Here is a 20,868-nt window from a genome sequence, read left to right on the forward strand (position 1 = left end):
CTGTACTACTAATAAAAATCAGTAAATATAATAATTTTTTAGAAAACAATTTTCATTTAACCTCAACCATATTGTTTTTGACTCTAGAACTTATATAGATCGATTTTTACTTTCATAAATCATGGCATTTCTGGATAAATGCAAAAGTATTTTCATCTTGTTGTTTAGTAAGAATTTTCTCTTTATGTAAACAAAAACCTACTGTAGTGAATCCAACACCAGTTTTATTTAACCCCTGTTCACCTAGTAACATATAATAAGCATGATTTACTACAATTTTTTTTGATTTGTAGTTCTCTAAAATAATTTCTTTCATTTCTTCGTTAATTTCTTTAGAAACATATAATCGTTTAAAAGTTAAACCATCTGACTCATAGTTTTCATAATCGTTAATTTCATAATGATAAACCAGCACATCTTTATCTTTTGGAAATGAGAAATGAAGATTTTCTTCATTTTTATAAATAACAATATCAGTTCTTACACTGTTATGGCTTGCACACCCAACAACTAGAAAAGGGATAAATAAAATAAGGAATGTATTAAATAATTTCATATAAAATACTTTAAATTTTAAAACTCTAAAACAAGCTAACTAACCAATAATAGAGATTTTTTAACATAGTCCAAAGACTATTGCTAGAGTAATCATATTGGTTAGTACCACAATATATACCTTTCTCTAAGTCTGCTTTAGCATCTAATAATACAGTTTTTCCTTCAGCAGTCCTATTTACGCAAATTCTTTGCGTATATGATTGGTCTGTTTCAAGGATAACATCATACGGAAAAGGTTCTTTAAATTCAGATGCCTTAATTTTAATACAGTTCTCTTCAATAATAGGCATTTTAAGATTCAAATAAGTTTTTGAATATGAAGAATGAAAGGCATTAATTCCATCTACTTTACCCATATAAATTAAGGTCTGATTCTCATATGCTTTGTCATAGCCTCCTTTTGTAAACACACACACATCATTGTCTTTAATTTTTACATTTAGGATAGCATAGGGAGAAGCACTAGCAGTGCTACTAATAAAAAGTAGGATATAAAATAATTTCATTCAATTTTTATCTTGTTGATAATAGTTAATTGCTATCGGGGTTAAAATTTTATTTATCTTTTGCATGGCATTTTTCTATAAAACCTGAATCCTCCTCTCTACTATTTTGTAATAGTACAGTATTTTCTTTTATACAAAAACCTAGAGATTTTAGTCTAGCATTTAAATCATGATCATTTTCTTGAATCATAACATAAAAATAAGCATGATCTGGTGTAATATTATATTTTGAAATATTTTCTATTTTTATATGATCAACTTCTTTGTAGTATGAGTTTTCTAATACTTTTCTATACTCTGTTGGTCCATTTGGGTTTGAAAAATTATCTTTTTCAAAATCTTTAATTGCATATTTTTTAACAAAGATTTTATTTGAAAAATTGATAACCAAGCTATCATTTATCAAGCTTATTTCAAATTCTTCATTCTTATTTTTATTAAGCATAAAAATAATTAAAAGTAAAAATAATGCTATTAAGGTGTATCCAACAATTTCTTTCTTTTTCATATCGATCTACTTAATTACTTCTCTTACTTTTGCTTCATATATAGCTATTGTAGCTTGTAAATTATTTCTATCTATATTAATTAAGTTTTTTCTATTAATAGCCTGTAAGTTATTTGTTTTTAATGCTCAGTAATCTGCAAAAGTTTCTACTTGCAATTCTAGGTTGTGATTTACAAATTTCTTATTACTCTTATATCTGACATAGTCAACCACAGTGTCGGCATTATATATTATTTATATGGGTCCTTAAAAACTGTACATGCCTGTGCTATTCCTGCACTTATAAATACTCTATTCTTTCTTTGATGTTGCCAAACATGACGCATTTCATAAATAAATATTTATAACTTATATCTTCCTTACTATAATTCAATAAAAAATGTTTGGTTGGAATGAAAATATGTCCATTTGGAGTCACAAAAGTATCTTCATTCTGTAAATCAAATGGAAAAAACTACCGTCTATAAATGTAACTTTAGAATAATCTATTGTATTTTTATAGACTAATTGACATAACTCAATTTCCCCTGCTGTTAAAGTTCTAGTTCTTAACTTCAATTTAAGTAAACTATCTTTCTTATTGTTAGTAATTATTTTCAAGAATACTAAATCCTATTTTACTATTCTCCATCTAAATCTGAAAAATATTTAATTTTGTCTTTAAAAAAGATTTCAAATTCAGAAACCTGTGTAGCATTCTGAGTTTCAAATCTTTCTGTTTTTCCATTAGAATCTAATGTTCCCTCAATGACCTTTTCGCCAACTTTAAGACTATAGCCTAATCCTACAAAAAGCTCAGAAAAACTATTATTGATTTCTATTTGAACTTGCTCATCAAATTTTTTATTAATAGATGAGTCTTTTTGGTTATCCTTGCCAGAATAGGGGCTACCACTATCCCCTACAACATGAGACTATTGTGATTGTAGTTGCTCCACACGATAGCTTATCACCTGCATATGCCACTGGCTTACCTTCAAAAATCACATGGTCATGACTTTTAATAACTACAGACCAGCACCTGCATTTAGGACACATATGACCGTCACCAGCCCTAACAAATAAATTGCCCATTTGAGAGCTTCGCGCTTGCATAGATGGAATAACTCCACCATGATCAGTAATAGCATTGTGAATTACAAAACCTTTAGCCATGATTTACTCCTTAAAAATTAGTCATGACTCAAAAAGTTTCTAGGCTTTGGTTGATCTTTGTAAATTCTGATAGCGACTGAGGTATTAGGACTATCAATAATTTCATCACCATTTTCTAAGCGACTACCTACTAATGCTACTGGTAAGCCTTCAACAACACATGCTGTACCCGCACCAGAAATAATCTTAGAGGTTGTACCATCTGCATAAATAACTTCATCTCCAACACGGGCAATAGATAATTCTTTAATTTTCGAACTGCTAGATGATGCATTAACTAAACCACCATTCTTGGATTTAGCGCCATGTACAGCAACATGGTAAATAGTATGAGGTTTATTATCCCAATAGAGTTGTTCAGCATTAGAAATTTGTTGAATATCATTTTCTGAAAGCTTTTCTAATTGTTCAATAGGTAGGTCTTGTAAAAAATGGGACTTGTCATTATGATTCCTGCTATCATTTCTAACATAATAATATCAAAACTTACTTAAACTAAAAAATAACTTATAGGTAAATAATAAATTTTGATATTTTAAAACATTAGTATTATACAATATATGAGAATTATAGAGTAATAACTCTTTAATTTAATCACTCTTATTAACGAATAAAAATGCCCATAGCTCCATTATATCAGTCATCTAATGTGCCGTTTAATATTAACTATAATAAATTTATTTTTTAATATAACTTCATAAAAAAAGCCCTAACTATTGATAGTTAAGGCTTTTAGTCTTATATAACGTCATACTGAGTTATATAAATTTTAGTATTTGGTGGAGATGGCGGGAGTTGAACCCGCGTCCGCCAGCATTACGCTCGAGAATACTACATGCTTAGATATCGTCTATTGTTTTAACACCAAGTGACCCGACGAACAGGGTACAAGTTGCGATCCTCTAAGTTTGGTATAAAGCCCCGAGGCTTGACTCTATACGGACTTGTGTGCGTGCGCTACGGTCGGGTTCCTAAACCACAAGTATTCTAGGAAGCGGACAAACTGCCCTTAGGCAGCTAGAGCGTAAGTTTCGTCGTTTGCGACTATTAAAATGCAAATTTTATTTACGAGAGAAAATGCGCTCTCGGCATGCATCTATGAGTTTCATCACCGGCGTCGAAGCCAATAACATCCCCATGAATGTCTGAACATCATAGCATAACTAAAATAAAATGCTGTGCAATTTATCAACAGTCTGCTACTGATGAACATATTTACATAATGGAGAGCCTTTTGTTTTTTTCAAGGGCCACATAAAAAAGCTGCCAAAAATGACAGCTTTTTTTAAAGTTTGGTCTATAAAGCACCATTGCCTAACACAATACCTTCACGGCGTGGGTCTACCCCTCCTGCGTATTTACTCTGATTATTAATATTTACTTTCATAATCGTTGAAATACCGCTGGTTTGCGCAGAGTTGGAAACGCCATGCCCTTTTGCTTTTAAACCTTCAATCAAATCAAGCAAAGAAAGCTGCACATTCGAGCTATCCACATTGGTGTTTTTGCTATTGGTCGCACCAAAGTTAACAAGCGAAGTCGCCTGCTGAGCGTTTAAGTTCCAGTCCAATGCACCCACCAAAGTTTTAACCACATATTGAATGATGGTACCGCCACCTGGTGAACCTGTTGCCATATAAAACTCATCTGGCGTCGTGCCTTTAAACACTAAAGTTGGCGCCATGGTACTTCTTGGGCGTTTGCCACCTTCCACACGGTTAGCAACCAGTGCTCCCGTGCTGTCTAGGGGGTTGGCGCTAAAGTCAGTTAACTGGTTCGACAGCAAGAAACCATCCACCATGTGGAATGAACCCATGCTTGATTCAACAGTCGATGTCATTGAAACCACATTGCCATAGGCATCTACAATCGTGAACTGAGTTGTTCCGTGTTCAACAGTGGTGTCGACACCCGAAGCTGGGTTGAAATTACCTGCTGGTGCTACGCCCATACTTTGGTTCGGGTTAATCAGTGCTGCACGTTGTTTCAGGTAGTTTTTATCAATAAAGCTTGCAATACCCTGCGCTGGTAAAGCGACAAAGTCAGTATCTGCGACATATTTGTCACGGTCAGCGTAGGCCAAACGCTCTGCTTCAGACACTAAATGTACGCCCATGACATCAGGCACACCACCTTCATTTTCAGGGTTTTTAGGTGGATACAGCGACATATCAAAGTTTTCTAAAATACCCAGTGTTTGCGCAACCGCAATCCCTCCAGAAGATGGAGGTGGCATAGTACAAACATAGTAACGGTTACGGTACGTCGTACAAATCGGGGCGCGTTTTTTCACCTGATAGTTCGATAAATCCTGCAAGGTCATCAAACTTGGGGTAATTGGAGTCCGTGCTGGGTCATCACCCACGGTTTGCCCTGCTTTTGCCACAATGGCTTGCGCAATCGGCCCAGTGTGTAATGCATTTGCTCCCTGTGAAGCGAGTGCTTCAAGTGTTCTGGCATAGGCTTTATTGGTCATGGTCTCGCCGACTTTACGCGGTGATCCATCTGGGTAGAAATAGGTTGCCATTGCATTTGCATCGAGCGCTAAGCTGCTTGCATTACTTGTAATCGCATCTGCCAACCGTCCCGGTATACGGAAACCGTTGTCAGCCAAACCAATCGCTTCACCAAAAAGTTGGTTCCACTTGAGTTTGCCATGCTCTTGTTGCGCTTGTTCCAGTAAACGCATCACACCCGGCACACCAATCGAGCGACCGCTACGGCGCGCACTTGGTACAGGCGCTGGTGAATTTGGGTCATATATATCTTGGCGAATTAAATAAAATTCGTTGGCTGCGGCTGGTGCGGTTTCGCGGCCATCATAAGCCGTGACTTTCTTGGTTTTGGCATCGTAATACATCATAAAACCACTACCGGCAATGGTACTCGACTGTGGCTCGACTAAACCAAGTACTGCTTGTACTGCAACGGCTGCATCGACTGCGCTACCGCCTGCTCTTAAAACATCACATCCAGCTTTTACCGCAAGTGGTGTGTTTGCCACCACCATATATTTATCTGCGTATTTAACCGTGTTACCAAGCTTGTAACCCGATGCACCCTCTGGCGCGGCGGGGTCACCATTTTGGTTTGAACCGACCACCACGTTTGAACCATCTTGTGCCAGTTTGCTACAACTGGTCGGATCATTATCAACAATTAAATTGGGTGGAGTTGTATTTGAATCATCCTTGGGCTGATCTGAAGAATCATCTCCACATCCTTGTAATAAACCGACTGCTAATAAACTACTGAACAAAAATGAATATCTTTTATTCACGTGATAACTCCAATATATACGCCTGCCTATCCATGCAATTGCCATGCAAGCTTCTTTGTTTTCAGGTCTTCAGTTTTTTAATCTTTGATAAAAATAAAGTTTTAATAATATTAAATGATTAAGGGTGTTTATTTTGTGCTCTGTGTGATGTCTCCTTGTTTGTTATCACACTCTTTTATAACTGATTTACCCAGTTCTGGCATGCTTTATTTCTTTAAATGTAGACAAAATCTGCTATTTATAAACCCACTCATTTTTTAGCAGGCCTAAAAAAAGCACCTCCGAAGAGATGCTTTTTGATGTTTAGTGAGAAGGCATTCCGCTGACCTGTTTGGGTTTTGGACATAGCCAAATGACCAGCCCCGCAAAGACAAACACGATCGCAAACAGCAAAAACACATGGTTTGCCGACATGGTAATGGCTTCTTTATCGACAAGGTTTGAAATAATTCCAAGCGTCGAGTCAGCTGTAAAACCATTTTGCAAAAGATTGTTTTGAACTTCAGTTGGGTTCAGGTTTGACACAATTTCACTACGAGCAACTTTGGCGTGGTCATCCCACACAGTCACTGCAATTGAAGCACCAATCGCCCCTGCCATGGTTCTTAAGAAGTTCATGAGGCCCGCAGCAGATGCAATTTCTTGCTGGAGTACCGAACCGAGGGCAATGTTCGACAGTGGAATAAAGAAGAATGGTACAGCAAAACCTTGCAAAATTTGCGGCCAAGCCAGTGCCATAAAGTCGGCATCTGTAGTCCAGAATGCCCGCATTAAAGTCACTATACCCAGCAAAATTAAACCAAAGCTCGCCAGCGCACGCGGGTCATGTTTGGTCGAAAGTTTTGCCACAATCGGTGACATGGTCAAACTACCAAAGCCCATCGTTGCAGTTAAATACCCGGCCCACGTCGCGGTATAGGAAAGGTTCATTTGCAGCCACTGCGGAATCAGTACAATACTGCCAAAGAATGCGCCAAAGCCAAGCGATAAGGCCAGTACCGAAATGGCAAAGCCCCTATGCCTAAAGACTTTGACATCCACCACGGGGTGTTTGTCGGTCAGCTCCCATATCAGGAACACCACAAAGCCAATGGCAGCAGTTAAAGCTAAAACGACAATGCTCGTGCTATTAAACCAGTCGCGTTCGTGCCCTAAGTCGAGCATAAGCTGTAATGCACCAATCCACAGAATTAACAGGCCTAAACCAACAGTGTCGATTCTTAAAGAAATGGTTTCTGTTTCGGCTACTCTTAATAAGCGCATTGCTGCTAATACGCAGACAATACCAACCGGTAAGTTAATAAAGAAGATCCAGTGCCAAGACAGGTTGTCACTAATTAGACCACCTAAAATTGGTCCTAAAATTGGCCCGACGACTGTGGTCATTGCCCATAGGCCCATTGCTTGCGCATGCTTTTCTTGAGGGAAAATACGCATAAGCAAAGTTTGGCTAAGTGGCATAAGTGGACCACCACAAAGACCCTGCCCAATACGGAAAAATACCAACATTTCTAACGATGTTGCTAAACCGCACAGGAAAGAAAAGACCGTAAAGCCAATTAAACCAAAGATAAAGACCCGCACCGTTCCAAAGCGGCCTGCTAGCCAACCCGTTAAGGGTACACAAATCGCTTCTGCAACTGCATATGAAGTAACGACCCATGTCCCTTGCGTACTTGAAACAGCAAGGTTACCGGTAATGTGCGGTACAGAGACGTTGGCAATGGTCGTATCAAGTACGACCATAAAGTTCGACAAGGCAATAACAAACGCTGCCAGTAGTAAACGGCCACCGCTTAACTCGGCAAAAGGTGTTTGCGTTTTCATAAGCGTTTACTTCGCAGATAAGTCGACTTTTGCTTCCATCGACAAGCCAACACGCAGTGGGTGTTCAGCAAGTTCTTTCGGGTCAAGTGCAATACGAACTGGTAAGCGTTGAACCACTTTAATCCAGTTACCTGTTGCATTTTGAGCCGGAATTAAGGCAAAGGCAGAGCCTGTACCACCAGAGAAGCCCACCACTTTGCCGTGGTATTCAACGTCATCGCCATATAAATCTGAAGTCAGTGTCACTGGTTGACCTGGGCGGACTTTTTTCAACTGACTTTCTTTAAAGTTCGCGTCTACATATAACTCGTTCAGCGGCACAATCATCATCATGCTGGCACCCGGTGCAACGCGTTGTCCAACTTGAATATTACGACGGGTAATTACACCATCGACTGGGGCACGAATGACCGTACGTTCTAAGTCAAGCTGAGCTTGTTCTACATGGGCTTGTGCAACTTGTACATCCGGAGTCGATGTTTCGCTTACACCCTGAATTAAGGCTTCGTTTGCAGCTAAAGTACTTTCAGCAGCTTTACGGCTCGAAGACGCTTGCGCTAAACCAGCTTTGGCAAGCTCTAGCCCTGCTTTAGCTGTTTCAACCGCACTTTGCGCTTTAGTGAGTTCTTCTTTAGACACCGCACCAGAGGCAGCAAGCTGCGCACGGCGGTTTAACTCTAAAGTAGCTTTGTCGTAGTCGGCCTGTGCTTGTGCAACTTGTGCTTTGGCACTGTTAATTTCGTCAGCACGAACCACAACTTGAGAATTTAATGAACTACTGTTTGCCGCAGTCTGTTTGTATTGGCGTTTTGCTTTGGCAAGTTCAGCCTCGGCTTGTGCCAATGCAATTTTGGCATCACGGTCATCAATACGAACCAGCACATCACCCCGATGTACTGTTTGAGTATCATTTACCAAAACCTGAGCGACCTGACCGCTCACCATTGAGGTAATTTGCGCGGTTTCTGCACCGACATAAGCATTATCTGTACTCACCGAGTGATTTAAAAATAATGCCCAAATTGCATATAAAATAGCGGCGATCAATAAAATCAGCGCAAAAAAACCAAGAAATTTTTTGCGCTTGTTTTGGTTGTTGTCATCCGAGGCAGATGTTGTTGGCACTGTTTCTTGTACATTGCTTTGTGCATCAGTCATGGTATGTTCCTAAAGATGAGTTGGCTTTGCCATCAATCTCGCACTACACCTTGTTATAGAGTTTTTATTATTCTATGAACAAGACATATCGCATTGTCAAAGCAGTCAATTTTAACGCTAAAACCTCATGATATGAGAATAAAAAAATATAACTCATGCGTTCGTTCTAATTAAATTAATGTTTATCTCAAGATTTTTATGAAAATTCCAGCTTTTCAAGCACTAAAAAAAGCGCACATGGCGCTTTTAAATAGTTCAATTCATCGCCTAATAGGCATATGAAGCGATACCCGCAGCGATGGCTTTATCTTCATCATTGACCATCGTCATACGCATAGTGCAGCCCTTACGACCTAAACGTAACACTTCCGCACGTGCAATAAAATACTTACCGCGTCCCGGCGCTAAATAATCTACACGCATGTCGACGGTTGCCAATCGCGATACTTGCTTAATAGTCTCAGGCAGAGTTTCAGGTGTTGAACGGCGATAGAGATGTTCCATTGCCACAATTCCACCAATACTATCGAGCAAAGTTGCAGCAACGCCGCCATGCAAAATCTGAAATGCCAGATTACCAATCAGGTTAGGTTGCATCTCGATATAGCCTTCAATGTGCCCATCTACCACACGCATAATCATTCCACTATGCTTAAAAAAAGGAGAGCTATTAAACGCCTTACATAATTGGCTGAGCACCACATTTAGGTCAGTTTTTACACCTAATTGTATGTTCCCCGTCCAATTTTTCTTTTCATCACTCATACGTTGCCTAAATTTAAAAGCATGATAAACACCCATAATTTTGTACAAATACAGCATTATGGGGCTACAATACAGCAGTCGGTTGACAGTAATGGAATATCCGCCAACCTATCCTAGTGTAATACCGAACATCGAGATTGTTATGACTTATACGTTCAATCGTCCTGCATTTCCAGCTACTCGCATGCGCCGTATCCGTAAAAATGACCAGTTGCGTGCGATGGTCAGCGAAACACAGCTCACTACCAATCACTTGATTTATCCAGTATTTGTATTACCGGGACAAAATCAAACCCAAGATATTCCAAGTATGCCAAACATTCAGCGTTTGTCGGCAGATTTATTACTGAAAAAAGCTGAAAGACTTCTGGAATTGGGCGTATCAAAACTGGCTCTTTTCCCTGTAACACCTCAAGAAGATAAAAGCCTCACCGCAGAAGCTGCATGGCGTGAAGATGGTTTAGTTCAAACCACTTGTCGTTTGCTTAAAAAAGAATTACCAGAAATGGTATTAATCACCGATGGTGCACTCGACCCATACACGACTCATGGTCAAGACGGCATTATTGATGAAACTGGCTATGTGCTTAATGACGAGACTGTAGAATGCTTGATTAAACAAGCATTGAGTCACGCTGAAGCAGGTGCCGAAGTAATTGCACCAAGTGACATGATGGATGGCCGTATTGGCGCAATTCGTCAAGCTTTAGAAGCCAATGGTCACATCTATACCAACATCATGGCCTACTCTGCGAAATATGCGTCTAGCTTCTATGGTCCGTTCCGTGATGCTGTTGGCTCTGCATCCAACCTAAAAGGTGGTAATAAATATAACTACCAGATGGACTTTGCCAACCGTGCCGAAGCGTTACATGAAATCGCGCTTGATATTCAAGAAGGCGCTGACATGGTGATTGTAAAACCGGGCATGCCATATCTGGATGTGGTACGTGAAGTGAAAGATACCTTTGGTATTCCGACATTCATTTACCAAGTGAGTGGCGAATACGCAATGTTAGCTGGCGCAATTCAAAATGGCTGGTTATCAGACTCAGTGATTTTAGAATCGCTCATGTGCTGCCGCCGTGCTGGTGCAGACGGGATCTGGACTTACTTTGCAGAAACCGCTGCTGAAAAACTCAAGGAAATGAACTAAGTTCGCAGAGAAAGGATAACACTGCATGCATATTGCAATCATTGGCGCGGGCATAAGTGGATTAATGTCTGCGCTGGAGTTGGTTGAACAAGGTTGTAAAGTCAGCATTTTTGATCAACAACAAGCGGGACAAGCAGCCTCTTGGGCTGGCGGAGGCATTCTCTCTCCGATGTACCCGTGGCGCTATGTGCATGCAGTGAACCAACTTGCCCAATTTGGCAAAGCCTCTTATCAAGCATGGAACCAAAAGCTCTACCCTGTTACAGGGATTGATTTTGAAATTCATGACACAGGCATGCTGATTTTTGATGAAGAAGATTTTGACGTTGGTTTGTCCTACGCCGAGCAGCATCAAGAACCGATGCAGCGCTGTGAATATTTACAAAGAGATGCCTTAGAGCAAGTAAATCCACATATTTCCGGTCAGTTCCAAGAAGCAATTTATTTCCCCGAACTGTCTAATATTCGTAACCCTCGCGTATTACAGTCCCTCATTAGCTATTTAAAACAACATCCAAATGTTGAGTTTTTTGAACACGCTGCTGTTAAAAAACTGATTCAACAAGGTGATGTGATACAGGCGCTACAAACCGAAGATGGTCGCAAACATACAGCAGATCATTTTGTAATAACTTCGGGCGCTTGGAGCAATTACTGGAACTCTCAATTGCAACTCGACATTCCAGTCGAACCTGTTCAAGGTCAAATGCTGCTATTTAAAACCCCTGCTCACTGGCTACCGACCATGTGTATGAATCGAGTCATGTATTTGATTCCACGTATGGACGGGCATATTGTGTGCGGGTCTAGCATGGCACATCGTGGCTTTGACACTTCTACCGACGAAACGACTCAGCACAATATTTTAGAAGCATGTTTAGAAATGGTACCTGAACTGGTCGATTTTCCGATTGTACAGCGCTGGGCAGGCCTCAGACCAAGTTCACCAAACGGTGTTCCATACATTGGTAAAATGCCTGAAATGGACAACCTGTGGGCAAACTTTGGGCACTTTAGAAATGGTTTGTGTATGGGCGCAGGTTCTGCACAATTGCTTCGTCAGCTTATGCTAGGGCAACCGACATTAGTGGATGCCAAAGCATATTCGCCAGAGCGTTTGCAAAATAAAATCTTAGCCTGAGGCGAGTATATTCTCTAAAGCCATTTTTAACTGAGGATAAGCAAACTCAAATCCTTCTGCTTGCAGGGCTGCGGGTTTAACGTATTGCCCATTTAAGATCAATTGCGACTGCTCTCCTAGCAAACAGCGAAAAACTGTGCTCGGCCCTGACAACAGTGGTTTCTTATTGAGTACCGCAGCAGCTTGTTCAACAAATACCTTTTGAGTCACATTTTCTGGCGCCACGACATTGTGAATTTGGGCAGATTGAGGATGCTTAAATATAAACTCGATGGCGCTTAATACGTCTTCAATGTGTACCCAAACCACAGGCTGACGACCATGACCAATTTGACCGACTAAATTGAGTCGAATCGGAAATAACATTTTAGGCAAAATACCACCACCCTGCCCGAACACTACACCTAAACGAATAATTTTAGTATTTTGCTGAGGATCTGCTAAAGCTACGCGTTCCCACTCTTGGCAAAGCTTGGACATAAAAATAGGCTGTGGTGAGCTTTGTTCAGTGCACACCTCTGTCCACTTTTCTTGAGCATCTATGCCGTAATAACCAATTGCTGAACCAGAAACAATCACTTCTGGAAAAATTTCAGATTGCTTGAGCCACGCATACAATTTTCGGGTCGTATTTACACGGCTTTCAATGAGTTGTTTTTTACGTGACTCAGTCCAGCGTTTCTCACCAATATTTGCACCAGCCAAATTCACTACATAGTCAATTTGACGTGTCGTAATATCTTCAAACTTTTGTACCCACTGTAAGGCAGGATGGTCAGATTCCTTTCCAGCCTGCCGTGTCACAGCAATCACATTATAATTTTTTTGTAATAGGAACTTAATTAAATGCGTTCCGATAAAACCACTGGCACCAGTGATTAATACATTCTTATTCATATTTCCTCCAAAACCGAGGACAGCAGTTTTATTTCATTATATAAGGATCATTTAGATCTAATCTTAGCTGTTTTTGTAGTGTTCTATTGCACATTCAACATTTTGTCTGCCATTCGCTGTGCCTGTTTGCCATAGAACCAGTAAGTAATTAAGTAAAGTGGAATAGCCAACATTAAAATCATAATCACCATAATACTTAAGAACTGAGGCTGCTTGAGGTAAAGCATAAAGTTTTGCAAAATCTCTGGGTCTTGTCTTGAAAATAAAAACAGACCAAACAAAACACCACACAAGTTATAACCCCAAAAGATGAGGGTAAAGCCTAAAGTAAATTTCTTTTTTTCTGGTACAGTCGGCGCACGGCGTTCTTTCTTTAAAAATCTAAACAAGACAAAAATCATTGCACCTAAATATGGAACGGCTGTTAAAATACCACCTACACTCGCTGGCAATAGTGCTGCAACTACACCGACTATTAAGGTAAGTACGATGCATATAGCAAAAAACCAGAGAAAGTAAGAACGTAATTTGGTCATATTTTTGCCTAATTTATGGGTTCAAAAAATAATTATAAATTTTTTTCGATTTTTTTTCATTTTTCTGTCAACCAATCCTGATCTCTCGACGTTATATAGGGTAACAAGGTCGCAGCAACCGAATACTTCCTTTGCACGGCATCCGCAAAATTGTTTCGGTGACCTTTCATTACGACTCTTTCTTCCTTCGGATTAGGTTTTGTTAGCAGCCAAACCCTTGATGAAGTCTTTGACCGACGATTCTCTCATCACTCGAATCGTCGGTTTTTATTTTCTAGCACTTTCATTTTACGCTCAACATACACAATCGTTATTTCATAGCCATGAAAGCCATGCCTATACTTTTTACATCATAAAAATATGTTTTAAATAATATGAACAACATTGCCTACTTTGAAATCCAGTCTTCAAACCCTGCCCGCGATGCGCAGTTTTATCAAGCTGTGTTTGGCTGGCAATTTAAACTCGATAAAAACTTACCGATTGAATATTATCGTATTGAAACGCCTTCAATTATGGGTGGACTATTAAAACGCCCAGCCCAAACGCCGCCAATGGAATATGGCACCAATGCATTCACCTGTTCGGTTCAGGTGGAAAACTTCGATGAGGTAGCTGCAAAAATTTTAGCGCAAGGCGGTATTGTCGCAATGGATAAATTCGCTATTCCAGGCCGCGCTTGGCATGGCTATTTTGTCGATTTAGACCACAACGTTTTTGGTATTTTTCAAGTCGATGAAAATGCAGCTTAAAGATCTTATTTAACGGCTCTATTTATTTTTAATGTATAGCCACCGCCTTTTTATCGGTGGCTATTTCATATTAATTATTCAGCAAAGCTAAAAGTGGCTTCACATGTAATTGGAAAATTTACCGAATTGGCAATCATGCATTCATGATGCGCTTCTTCATGCAATTTTGCAGCAAGCTCTGGGTCAGCACCTTTTTCTAAAACAACCTCGGGCCTTAAAATAATTTGGGTAAAGTGACCGCGTTTAACTGGATCTACATCTTCCATAAAGCCAAGTGCATGATCGACATAACTCAACACATGAATATGATTGACTGCACACAGGTGTAAATACCAAAGCTTATGACAAGCTGAAGCAGAAGCCACCAATAAATCTTCTGGATTCCATCTGGTCACATCGCCCAAATAAGCAGGGTCTGATGAACCTTGAATAGTAACTTTTTGAGGATGTTGAATACTAAAATCGCGTTTATATGAACGATAAGATGAAGTACCTGTACCCGTATTGCCTTCCCACTGTATTTTTACTTCATATTTATGAATGGTCATTTTTTTCTCAAAGTTCATGGTTTAAGTCGATAGTAACAAAGCAGAGCTTAAGGAGACAAAATAATTCAGATTTCATTGCTGGCTTAAATAACGAGCACTTTAAAATGTCTTGATAAAATCTCCTGCCAATTTATGCTAACGTATCTGTGTTTATTTTGGCTTGATGTCTGTTTCTATGTCCGTACATTTTCTACATACTTCTGACTGGCATTTGGGGCAGTTTTTTTATAATCATTCACGCCACTACGAACACCAACAATTTTTAAGCTGGTTACTCACTCAAATTCAAGAAAAACAACCACATGCTCTGCTCATTGCTGGCGATATTTTTGATGTCATTAACCCAGGTTCTCAAGCACAAAAACAACTCTACCAATTTTTAGCAGATGCACACCGTATTGCACCACACATGCAAACACTCATGATTGCGGGTAACCATGACTCAGGCTACCGTATTGAACAGGTCGAGCCACTATTAGAAAAATACAACGCAAAAACCGTGGGCGTGGTTCGCTGGAATGAAGACAAAACCCTAGACCTCGATCGACTACTTTTACCTATTTATAATCAAAATCAAGATATTGTAGCGTGGTGCCTTGCCTTGCCTTTTTTACGCTCGGCCGAAATTACGGGCTTTAATGAACATACCACTAACAGTAAAAATGCGATTGCCTATTTGCACCAGCAACTCATTGCAGAAGCCAAACGTCGCAAAACACCAGACCAAGCCCTTATTTTAATGTCGCATGCCCACATGCAAGGTGGAGAAACATCTGACTCTGAACGTCCAATTATTATTGGTAATGAAGAGGCACTTTCAACGACGTTGTTTGAAGATGCTGTTGACTACGTGGCTTTAGGGCATCTACATAAACCACAAAAAGTGGGTCAGCCGCACATTCGTTATAGTGGCTCGCCAATTCCGCTTTCTTTTAGTGAAATTAACTATAAACACCAAGTGGTTGAAGTCAAAATTGACCCAGCTCAAGAGACAGACAACCGTTTGCAATTTGAAGCTGTAGAAATTCCACGTTGCGTACAATTACACCGTATTCGTGGTGAATTAAATGAAGTCTTGCAACAACTCAAAGCATTGCCAAACGGCGTAATTGAGAATATTGACCACCGTGAATATGTCGATATTGAATATTATAGTTTAACGCCACCACAGCCGAATGTACGTCAGCAGTTTGAAGCGGCTCTACCGCCTGACCGCTACCGTTTAGTTCGTATTTCACGTCAATATGTAAACAAAGACTCTACCGATTCAAATACCACTCAGCAAATCGCTCTTGAACCACCAACACCAGAAAAACTCTTTCAGAATATTTGGGAAAAACAAGGTTACAGCGCCGATGATGCGGTCTTAAAAGATTTTCTGAGTCTGGTACAAGAAGCACAAAAAAATCTTGAAAATGATGCAACCCCTTAAGGATATGTCATGAAAATTTTATCCATTCGAATAAAAAATCTGGCATCTCTTTCTGATGAACACTTTATTGATTTTGAAAGTGCCCCTCTAGCCCATGCGGGTCTCATTGCGATTGTGGGGAAAACGGGTGCAGGTAAGTCGACCATTTTAGATGCCATGTGTCTGGCTTTGTTTAATCGGGTGCCTCGCTTGAAAGACAGTGATGGCAAATTAAAAGAGGTTGATGGTTCAGAGTTACTCACTAACTCACCTTTGACTGTATTACGCCGTGGTACAGGACATGGTTTTGCTGAGCTTTGCTTTATTGCACAAGATCAAAAACGCTATTTGGCACGTTGGGAAATTAAACGTGCCCGTGAAAACCCAAATGGTAAATTACAAAGTGTACAGCGCCACTTAAAATGCCTGACTGATGGTGTCGTGCTTGCCGACAAAGCCAAAGCAGTTGATGAAAAAGTTAAACAAATTACACAGCTTTCTTTTGAACAATTTACGCGTGCCGTATTACTTGCCCAATCAGAAGTAACCGCATTTTTAAAAGCACGAGATAGCGAACGCGGTGAGTTACTCGAGTACCTAACTAACTCCAGCATTTTCGCCAAAATTGGTGAGCTGGCTTTTCGTAAAACCGCAGATATTGCAAAGCAGCGTAAACAGCTTGAAGAGTTCTTAGGCCACATTGAAATTTTGTCTGATGAAGAGATTGCAGCTTTTACTGCACAATATCAGCAAGCTGAACAAAATCATCAACATTTAGAACAACAAAAAAATATCTTAGACAAACAGCAACAATGGTTTGAGCGTAAGGCAAAACTTGAGCAAGAAGTTCAAGCTAAACAGCAACAGTTTCAAGCACAGCAAAATCATCATCAACAATTGGCTGGTGAGCGTGAGCAATTAAAACGACTCGAAGTTTTCTCTGAAATACGCCCACAAGTTTTTCAGCAATCTCAAAATTTACAAACGCTACAACAACTTGAGCCACAAATTCAGCAAGCTCAGACCAAGTTTAATGAGTTGGTGCAAATTTTTGAAACGGGACAAAAACAGTATCAACTTGCGGAACAACAGCTCAAACAAACGCTCGATTTTGAACAACAGCATCAACAAGCTTTAAATCAAGTTCGACAGTCTATTCAAGAACGCGCTTTTATTGCCGATGAATATAAAAAGTGCAAAGAAAAAAGACAGGTACTTGAGCAAAAACTAAGCCCATTGCAACAACAGCAAAACGCTGTACAACAGCAGGTTACACAGCTTGAGCAGAACAAAATTCATTTACAACAGCAGCTGATCCAGACTCAGCAATATGCTGTATTAGATAAGGGCCTTTCAGCGTATCTGCATCAGCTCGGACAATTTATTCAAAATTACCAAACAATTGAACAGCAGATTGGAAACCCTACCCTTGCTCGCCAGAAGCTTTCAGAAGCTAAAAGCGAACTCGAACAACTCACAGCTTCACTCGGCACCGTTGAACAGATTGAGTTAAAGCTTGAACAAAAGCGAAAAAATAAAGATCAGAAACTTGCTCAAATCACTCAGTTAGATCTGATTCAACAGAAAATAAAAATTTATCATGAACTATATGCTGAGCTTCAGCAATTCACCGAAAAACATACTCAAGCCTCCGCACAAGAACAGCAGCTTAAAACCGTTTGCCAGTTAGCTGAACAAGACTACCAAACAGCAAAAACTGAACGTGAAAAGCTACAACACATCCTGCAACAGCAGCGTTTACTACACACCGAAAATATTGAGCAGTTACGGGCCAATCTTAAAGAAGGTGAAGCGTGTTTAGTGTGTGGAAGCACACACCATCCCTATCGTGTTGATGACAGTGCAATCTCTAAGGCGTTGTTCGACTTGCAGCAACAGCAAGAGCAACAAGCAGTAGCACTAGAGCAATCTAAATTTAATGCATGGCAAACCCAGCAACATGCGCTTACCCAGTGTCATGCCGAGCTTGAACAGGTTCAGAAATACCTAGCTCAATTACAAGTAAAACAGACGAACTTACAGCAAGAAATTGAGCAAGCGTTTAACCTCAATCAATTACACATTGAGCTTAATCAAGCTCCTGAGCAGATCTTGCTAACGCTGAACGAACTCAGACAAGCTGCGCAAACTGCCATAAATTCATTTGACTCAGAAAACTTGCGTTTAACCCAAGCGATTAAACAACACAATCAGCTTGTTCAAACGATTCAGCGCAATGAAAGCTTGCTCAATACGGCACAGCAATGGCAACAACAAGTTCAACATATTGTCGAGTGTTTATCTGAAGCCGAACAGCACGCATGGCAGCAAGCAAGTAGCCAAACAGCTAAGCAGATTTGGACTATTCTTGATGTACGCGCTAAGCAGCTTGAACAACAAGAACAGCTTTCACAGCGTTTTGAACAGCAGCAACAAGAACTTAAAATGCTGTCTGCTAACCTTGAGCAAATGACCAAGCAAATTGATGAGATCGATCAAAATCTCAAAGAAATTACGCTTAAAGGCCAACACAATAATGAAAAAGCGGTGTCGCTCATTCAACAAATGACTGGCCGCGCTGACATTAAACCGCACGAATGGTTAATTGAGCACGACGCTAAACGTCAGCAGCAACAAACGGCGTACCACGAAGCTAAACAACGTTTTGAACAAACCAGACAGCATTTTGAACAGCAAAAACAAGCGCTCGACCAACTTAAGCATCAACATCAACACACTGCACAACATCAACAGCAGATTGATGGGCAAATTCAAAACTGGTTAAAAGCCCATACTGATTTTCAAGCAACTGATCTTACGGCGCTCATGCCGATTAATTCAGCCCAAGAGCAAGATATTCGTAACCGTCTTAATCATGCCGAGCGTTTATTAAGTGAAACTTCTTCTGCCCTTAAAACTATGCAAGAGCAATTGAGCGAGCATTTACAAACTCAGCCAGATATTGAACATGAAAAGCTTGTAAGCTTCATTCAAGACAATATTGCAGAGCTTAAAGCACAACTTGAAGTACGTGATCGACTTAAGCTTAAGCTCGAAGTGCATCAGCAAAACCTTGCGAAGCAGCAACAATATGCAGAGCAAATTCAAAATATTCAGCAAGAAGAACACCGCTGGAGCAAAATTTCAGGTCTCATTGGCGATGCTAAAGGTAAAGAGTTCCGTGATTATGCGCAGCAATATCACCTAGATATTTTAGTTGAACATGCTAACCAGCAACTGGCGATGCTTTCTCAACGTTACACGTTAAAACGTCTAGATCAGTCTTTAAGCCTTGCGATTATTGACCACGATATGGATGGAGAAACCCGCTCAGTTGCATCGTTATCTGGCGGGGAGTCGTTCCTAACTGCACTGGCCTTGTCTTTGGCAATCGCCAACATGGCATCAGGTTCAATGAAAATTGAATCGCTGTTTATTGATGAAGGTTTTGGCACTTTAGATGCCTCATCTTTGCATATGGTTATGAATGCTTTGGATCAATTGCAAAATCAGGGTCGTCAGGTCATTCTCATTTCACACATTCAAGAAATGCATGAGCGTATTCCTGTACAAATTCAAGTGAAACCACTTGGTGCTGGCGCAAGTACAATTGAGGTCGTGGGTTAACTTACCAAGATTTCCTATCTGGAATTTAATGAATCTTATATAACAAAGGGGCGTATTATTTACGCCCCTTTTTTCTTGTATTGTCTTGTACTAATTTTTTATTTTTAAAACATAAAAGAATTAATTCACGCAGAGTACGACAATCGCAAAACCAATACAGTACAGACCGAACAAATACCAACGGCCATGTTCTAACCATGAAGACAACCATTTCAATGCCAAAAGACCAGCACCAAAGCTAAAGCACATACCCAACAAGCTTGGAACCATCGAATGGAACACTTGTCCATGAGCTACGGTTTGTAAGCCTTGAGCGTGAACTAAACGATATAATTCTTTTAAAATTACTGCTGGTGTTAATACCACAGCCAACGCAAAACTGAACTCTTCAGCCTTTTGGCGAGATACCCCTAAAAATAGCCCTGTAGAAATGGTTGCACCTGAACGTGAAAAACCACGGAAAGGTAAACATAACGCCTGCACTGCCCCAATAATAGAAGCACTACGCAAACTAATTTCACCCTGCTGACCACGATCTAAACGCGAAGATAAAATAATCAGAACACCTGCCGAAATTAGTGCAGCAGCCATGAGTTTTGAGTTACTAAACAAATGCTCAATTTCGAAACTGCTCGCGCCGCCGAAGAACACATGTTTAATCAGAGATTGAAGCGCTAAACCGAGCACGCCTGTAATTAGCGTTGCCAAAATAATATAGAAGGCCTGTTTTTTGAAACTTTCCCAAGAAGAAAAATAGGTTTTTTTCCAAGATTTCCAAAAGTAAACGATCACTGCAAACATCGTACCTGTATGCAACATTACAAGTAAGAATGTCATGTCAGGTGCAGATGGATCATACCCCATGAGCTTTTCAGCTAAAATAACGTGTGCAGAACTAGAAACTGGCAATAATTCAGCAAAACCCTGAATGATTGCCAGAATGAAAACATGCAACAAATCCATACATTACACACTCAAATATTAAAATATCTGGGTTATAAGCGAGGAAAATTAAATTTAAATTAATTGATTACAGTTCCACC

At 40.0% G+C, this 20,868-nt stretch carries 16 protein-coding genes, 1 other RNA gene and 2 pseudogenes; 5 read left to right on the forward strand and 14 right to left on the reverse strand.

Annotation, left to right across the window (positions count from 1 at the left end; translation table 11 throughout):
- Nucleotides 1-112 precede the first annotated feature (112 nt).
- The 10 genes and pseudogenes from ACH8JV_RS10580 to ACH8JV_RS10625 all read right to left on the reverse strand — a co-directional run bounded on the left by ACH8JV_RS10580 (nucleotide 113) and on the right by ACH8JV_RS10625 (nucleotide 9,757).
- On the reverse strand, nucleotides 113-556 hold the full coding sequence (locus ACH8JV_RS10580; RefSeq protein ID WP_396521151.1) for a hypothetical protein: 444 nt from the start codon (nucleotides 554-556) through the stop codon (nucleotides 113-115).
- A 25-nt stretch (nucleotides 557-581) separates the two neighbouring features.
- Nucleotides 582-1,064, reverse strand: coding sequence for an NF045616 family extracytoplasmic (lipo)protein (locus ACH8JV_RS10585; protein ID WP_396521153.1), 483 nt, complete (start codon nucleotides 1,062-1,064; stop codon nucleotides 582-584).
- A 49-nt stretch (nucleotides 1,065-1,113) separates the two neighbouring features.
- Nucleotides 1,114-1,572, reverse strand: coding sequence for a hypothetical protein (locus tag ACH8JV_RS10590; RefSeq protein WP_396521155.1), 459 nt, complete (start codon nucleotides 1,570-1,572; stop codon nucleotides 1,114-1,116).
- 620 nt (nucleotides 1,573-2,192) lie between these two features.
- Nucleotides 2,193-2,727 (reverse strand): annotated as a pseudogene (locus tag ACH8JV_RS10595) (PAAR domain-containing protein).
- Between the two features lie 17 nt (nucleotides 2,728-2,744).
- Nucleotides 2,745-3,172: pseudogene (locus ACH8JV_RS10600) on the reverse strand (PAAR domain-containing protein).
- A gap of 332 nt (nucleotides 3,173-3,504) precedes the next feature.
- Nucleotides 3,505-3,864: a transfer-messenger RNA gene (gene ssrA, locus ACH8JV_RS10605) on the reverse strand.
- 160 nt (nucleotides 3,865-4,024) lie between these two features.
- Nucleotides 4,025-6,007, reverse strand: coding sequence for a gamma-glutamyltransferase (gene ggt / locus ACH8JV_RS10610; RefSeq protein ID WP_396521157.1), 1,983 nt, complete (start codon nucleotides 6,005-6,007; stop codon nucleotides 4,025-4,027).
- A 303-nt stretch (nucleotides 6,008-6,310) separates the two neighbouring features.
- A complete protein-coding gene (locus ACH8JV_RS10615; RefSeq protein WP_396521159.1) occupies nucleotides 6,311-7,834 on the reverse strand; it encodes a DHA2 family efflux MFS transporter permease subunit in 1,524 nt (507 codons plus the stop codon).
- Between the two features lie 6 nt (nucleotides 7,835-7,840).
- A complete protein-coding gene (locus tag ACH8JV_RS10620; RefSeq protein ID WP_280043984.1) occupies nucleotides 7,841-8,992 on the reverse strand; it encodes an EmrA/EmrK family multidrug efflux transporter periplasmic adaptor subunit in 1,152 nt (383 codons plus the stop codon).
- Nucleotides 8,993-9,259: 267 nt separating this feature from the next.
- Nucleotides 9,260-9,757 (reverse strand): thioesterase family protein, encoded by a 498-nt coding sequence (locus tag ACH8JV_RS10625; RefSeq protein ID WP_396521236.1) that lies wholly within the window; start codon nucleotides 9,755-9,757, stop codon nucleotides 9,260-9,262.
- 142 nt (nucleotides 9,758-9,899) lie between these two features.
- On the opposite strand from ACH8JV_RS10625, the gene hemB reads away from it, so the two are divergent.
- Nucleotides 9,900-10,913: a porphobilinogen synthase gene (gene hemB, locus ACH8JV_RS10630; RefSeq protein ID WP_000222569.1), complete on the forward strand. Its 1,014-nt coding sequence runs from the start codon at nucleotides 9,900-9,902 to the stop codon at nucleotides 10,911-10,913.
- A gap of 25 nt (nucleotides 10,914-10,938) precedes the next feature.
- Nucleotides 10,939-12,054 carry an NAD(P)/FAD-dependent oxidoreductase gene (locus ACH8JV_RS10635; protein ID WP_396521161.1) on the forward strand — a complete coding sequence of 372 codons (1,116 nt, stop codon included), beginning with the start codon at nucleotides 10,939-10,941 and terminating at the stop codon, nucleotides 12,052-12,054.
- On the opposite strand, the gene ACH8JV_RS10640 is transcribed toward ACH8JV_RS10635, so the two are convergent.
- On the reverse strand, nucleotides 12,046-12,951 hold the full coding sequence (locus tag ACH8JV_RS10640) for a TIGR01777 family oxidoreductase (protein ID WP_396521163.1): 906 nt from the start codon (nucleotides 12,949-12,951) through the stop codon (nucleotides 12,046-12,048). The genes ACH8JV_RS10635 and ACH8JV_RS10640 overlap by 9 nt on opposite strands.
- Before the next feature lie 83 nt (nucleotides 12,952-13,034).
- On the reverse strand, nucleotides 13,035-13,487 hold the full coding sequence (locus ACH8JV_RS10645; protein ID WP_107972257.1) for an ABZJ_00895 family protein: 453 nt from the start codon (nucleotides 13,485-13,487) through the stop codon (nucleotides 13,035-13,037).
- A gap of 374 nt (nucleotides 13,488-13,861) precedes the next feature.
- Between ACH8JV_RS10645 and ACH8JV_RS10650 the strand changes: the two genes are divergently transcribed.
- Entirely contained in the window at nucleotides 13,862-14,239 is a 378-nt protein-coding gene (locus ACH8JV_RS10650; protein ID WP_198071538.1) for a VOC family protein, read from the forward strand.
- Nucleotides 14,240-14,313: 74 nt separating this feature from the next.
- Here the strand turns inward: ACH8JV_RS10650 and ACH8JV_RS10655 are convergent, their stop codons facing one another.
- Nucleotides 14,314-14,787, reverse strand: a complete 474-nt coding sequence (locus tag ACH8JV_RS10655; RefSeq protein ID WP_396521165.1) for an OsmC family protein — start codon at nucleotides 14,785-14,787, stop codon at nucleotides 14,314-14,316.
- A gap of 163 nt (nucleotides 14,788-14,950) precedes the next feature.
- On the opposite strand from ACH8JV_RS10655, the gene ACH8JV_RS10660 reads away from it, so the two are divergent.
- Entirely contained in the window at nucleotides 14,951-16,219 is a 1,269-nt protein-coding gene (locus tag ACH8JV_RS10660) for an exonuclease SbcCD subunit D (protein WP_396521167.1), read from the forward strand.
- 9 nt (nucleotides 16,220-16,228) lie between these two features.
- Nucleotides 16,229-19,825, forward strand: a complete 3,597-nt coding sequence (locus tag ACH8JV_RS10665; protein WP_396521169.1) for an SbcC/MukB-like Walker B domain-containing protein — start codon at nucleotides 16,229-16,231, stop codon at nucleotides 19,823-19,825.
- 120 nt (nucleotides 19,826-19,945) lie between these two features.
- Here ACH8JV_RS10665 and ACH8JV_RS10670 read toward each other — a convergent pair whose 3' ends face one another.
- Complete coding sequence (locus ACH8JV_RS10670) at nucleotides 19,946-20,788, reverse strand: undecaprenyl-diphosphate phosphatase (RefSeq protein ID WP_396521171.1); 843 nt, start codon at nucleotides 20,786-20,788, stop codon at nucleotides 19,946-19,948.
- Between the last annotated feature and the right edge of the window lie 80 nt (nucleotides 20,789-20,868).

It is taken from the genome of Acinetobacter sp. ABJ_C5_2 (assembly GCF_044538485.1).
Classification (GTDB): Bacteria; Pseudomonadota; Gammaproteobacteria; order Pseudomonadales; family Moraxellaceae; genus Acinetobacter; species Acinetobacter nosocomialis_A.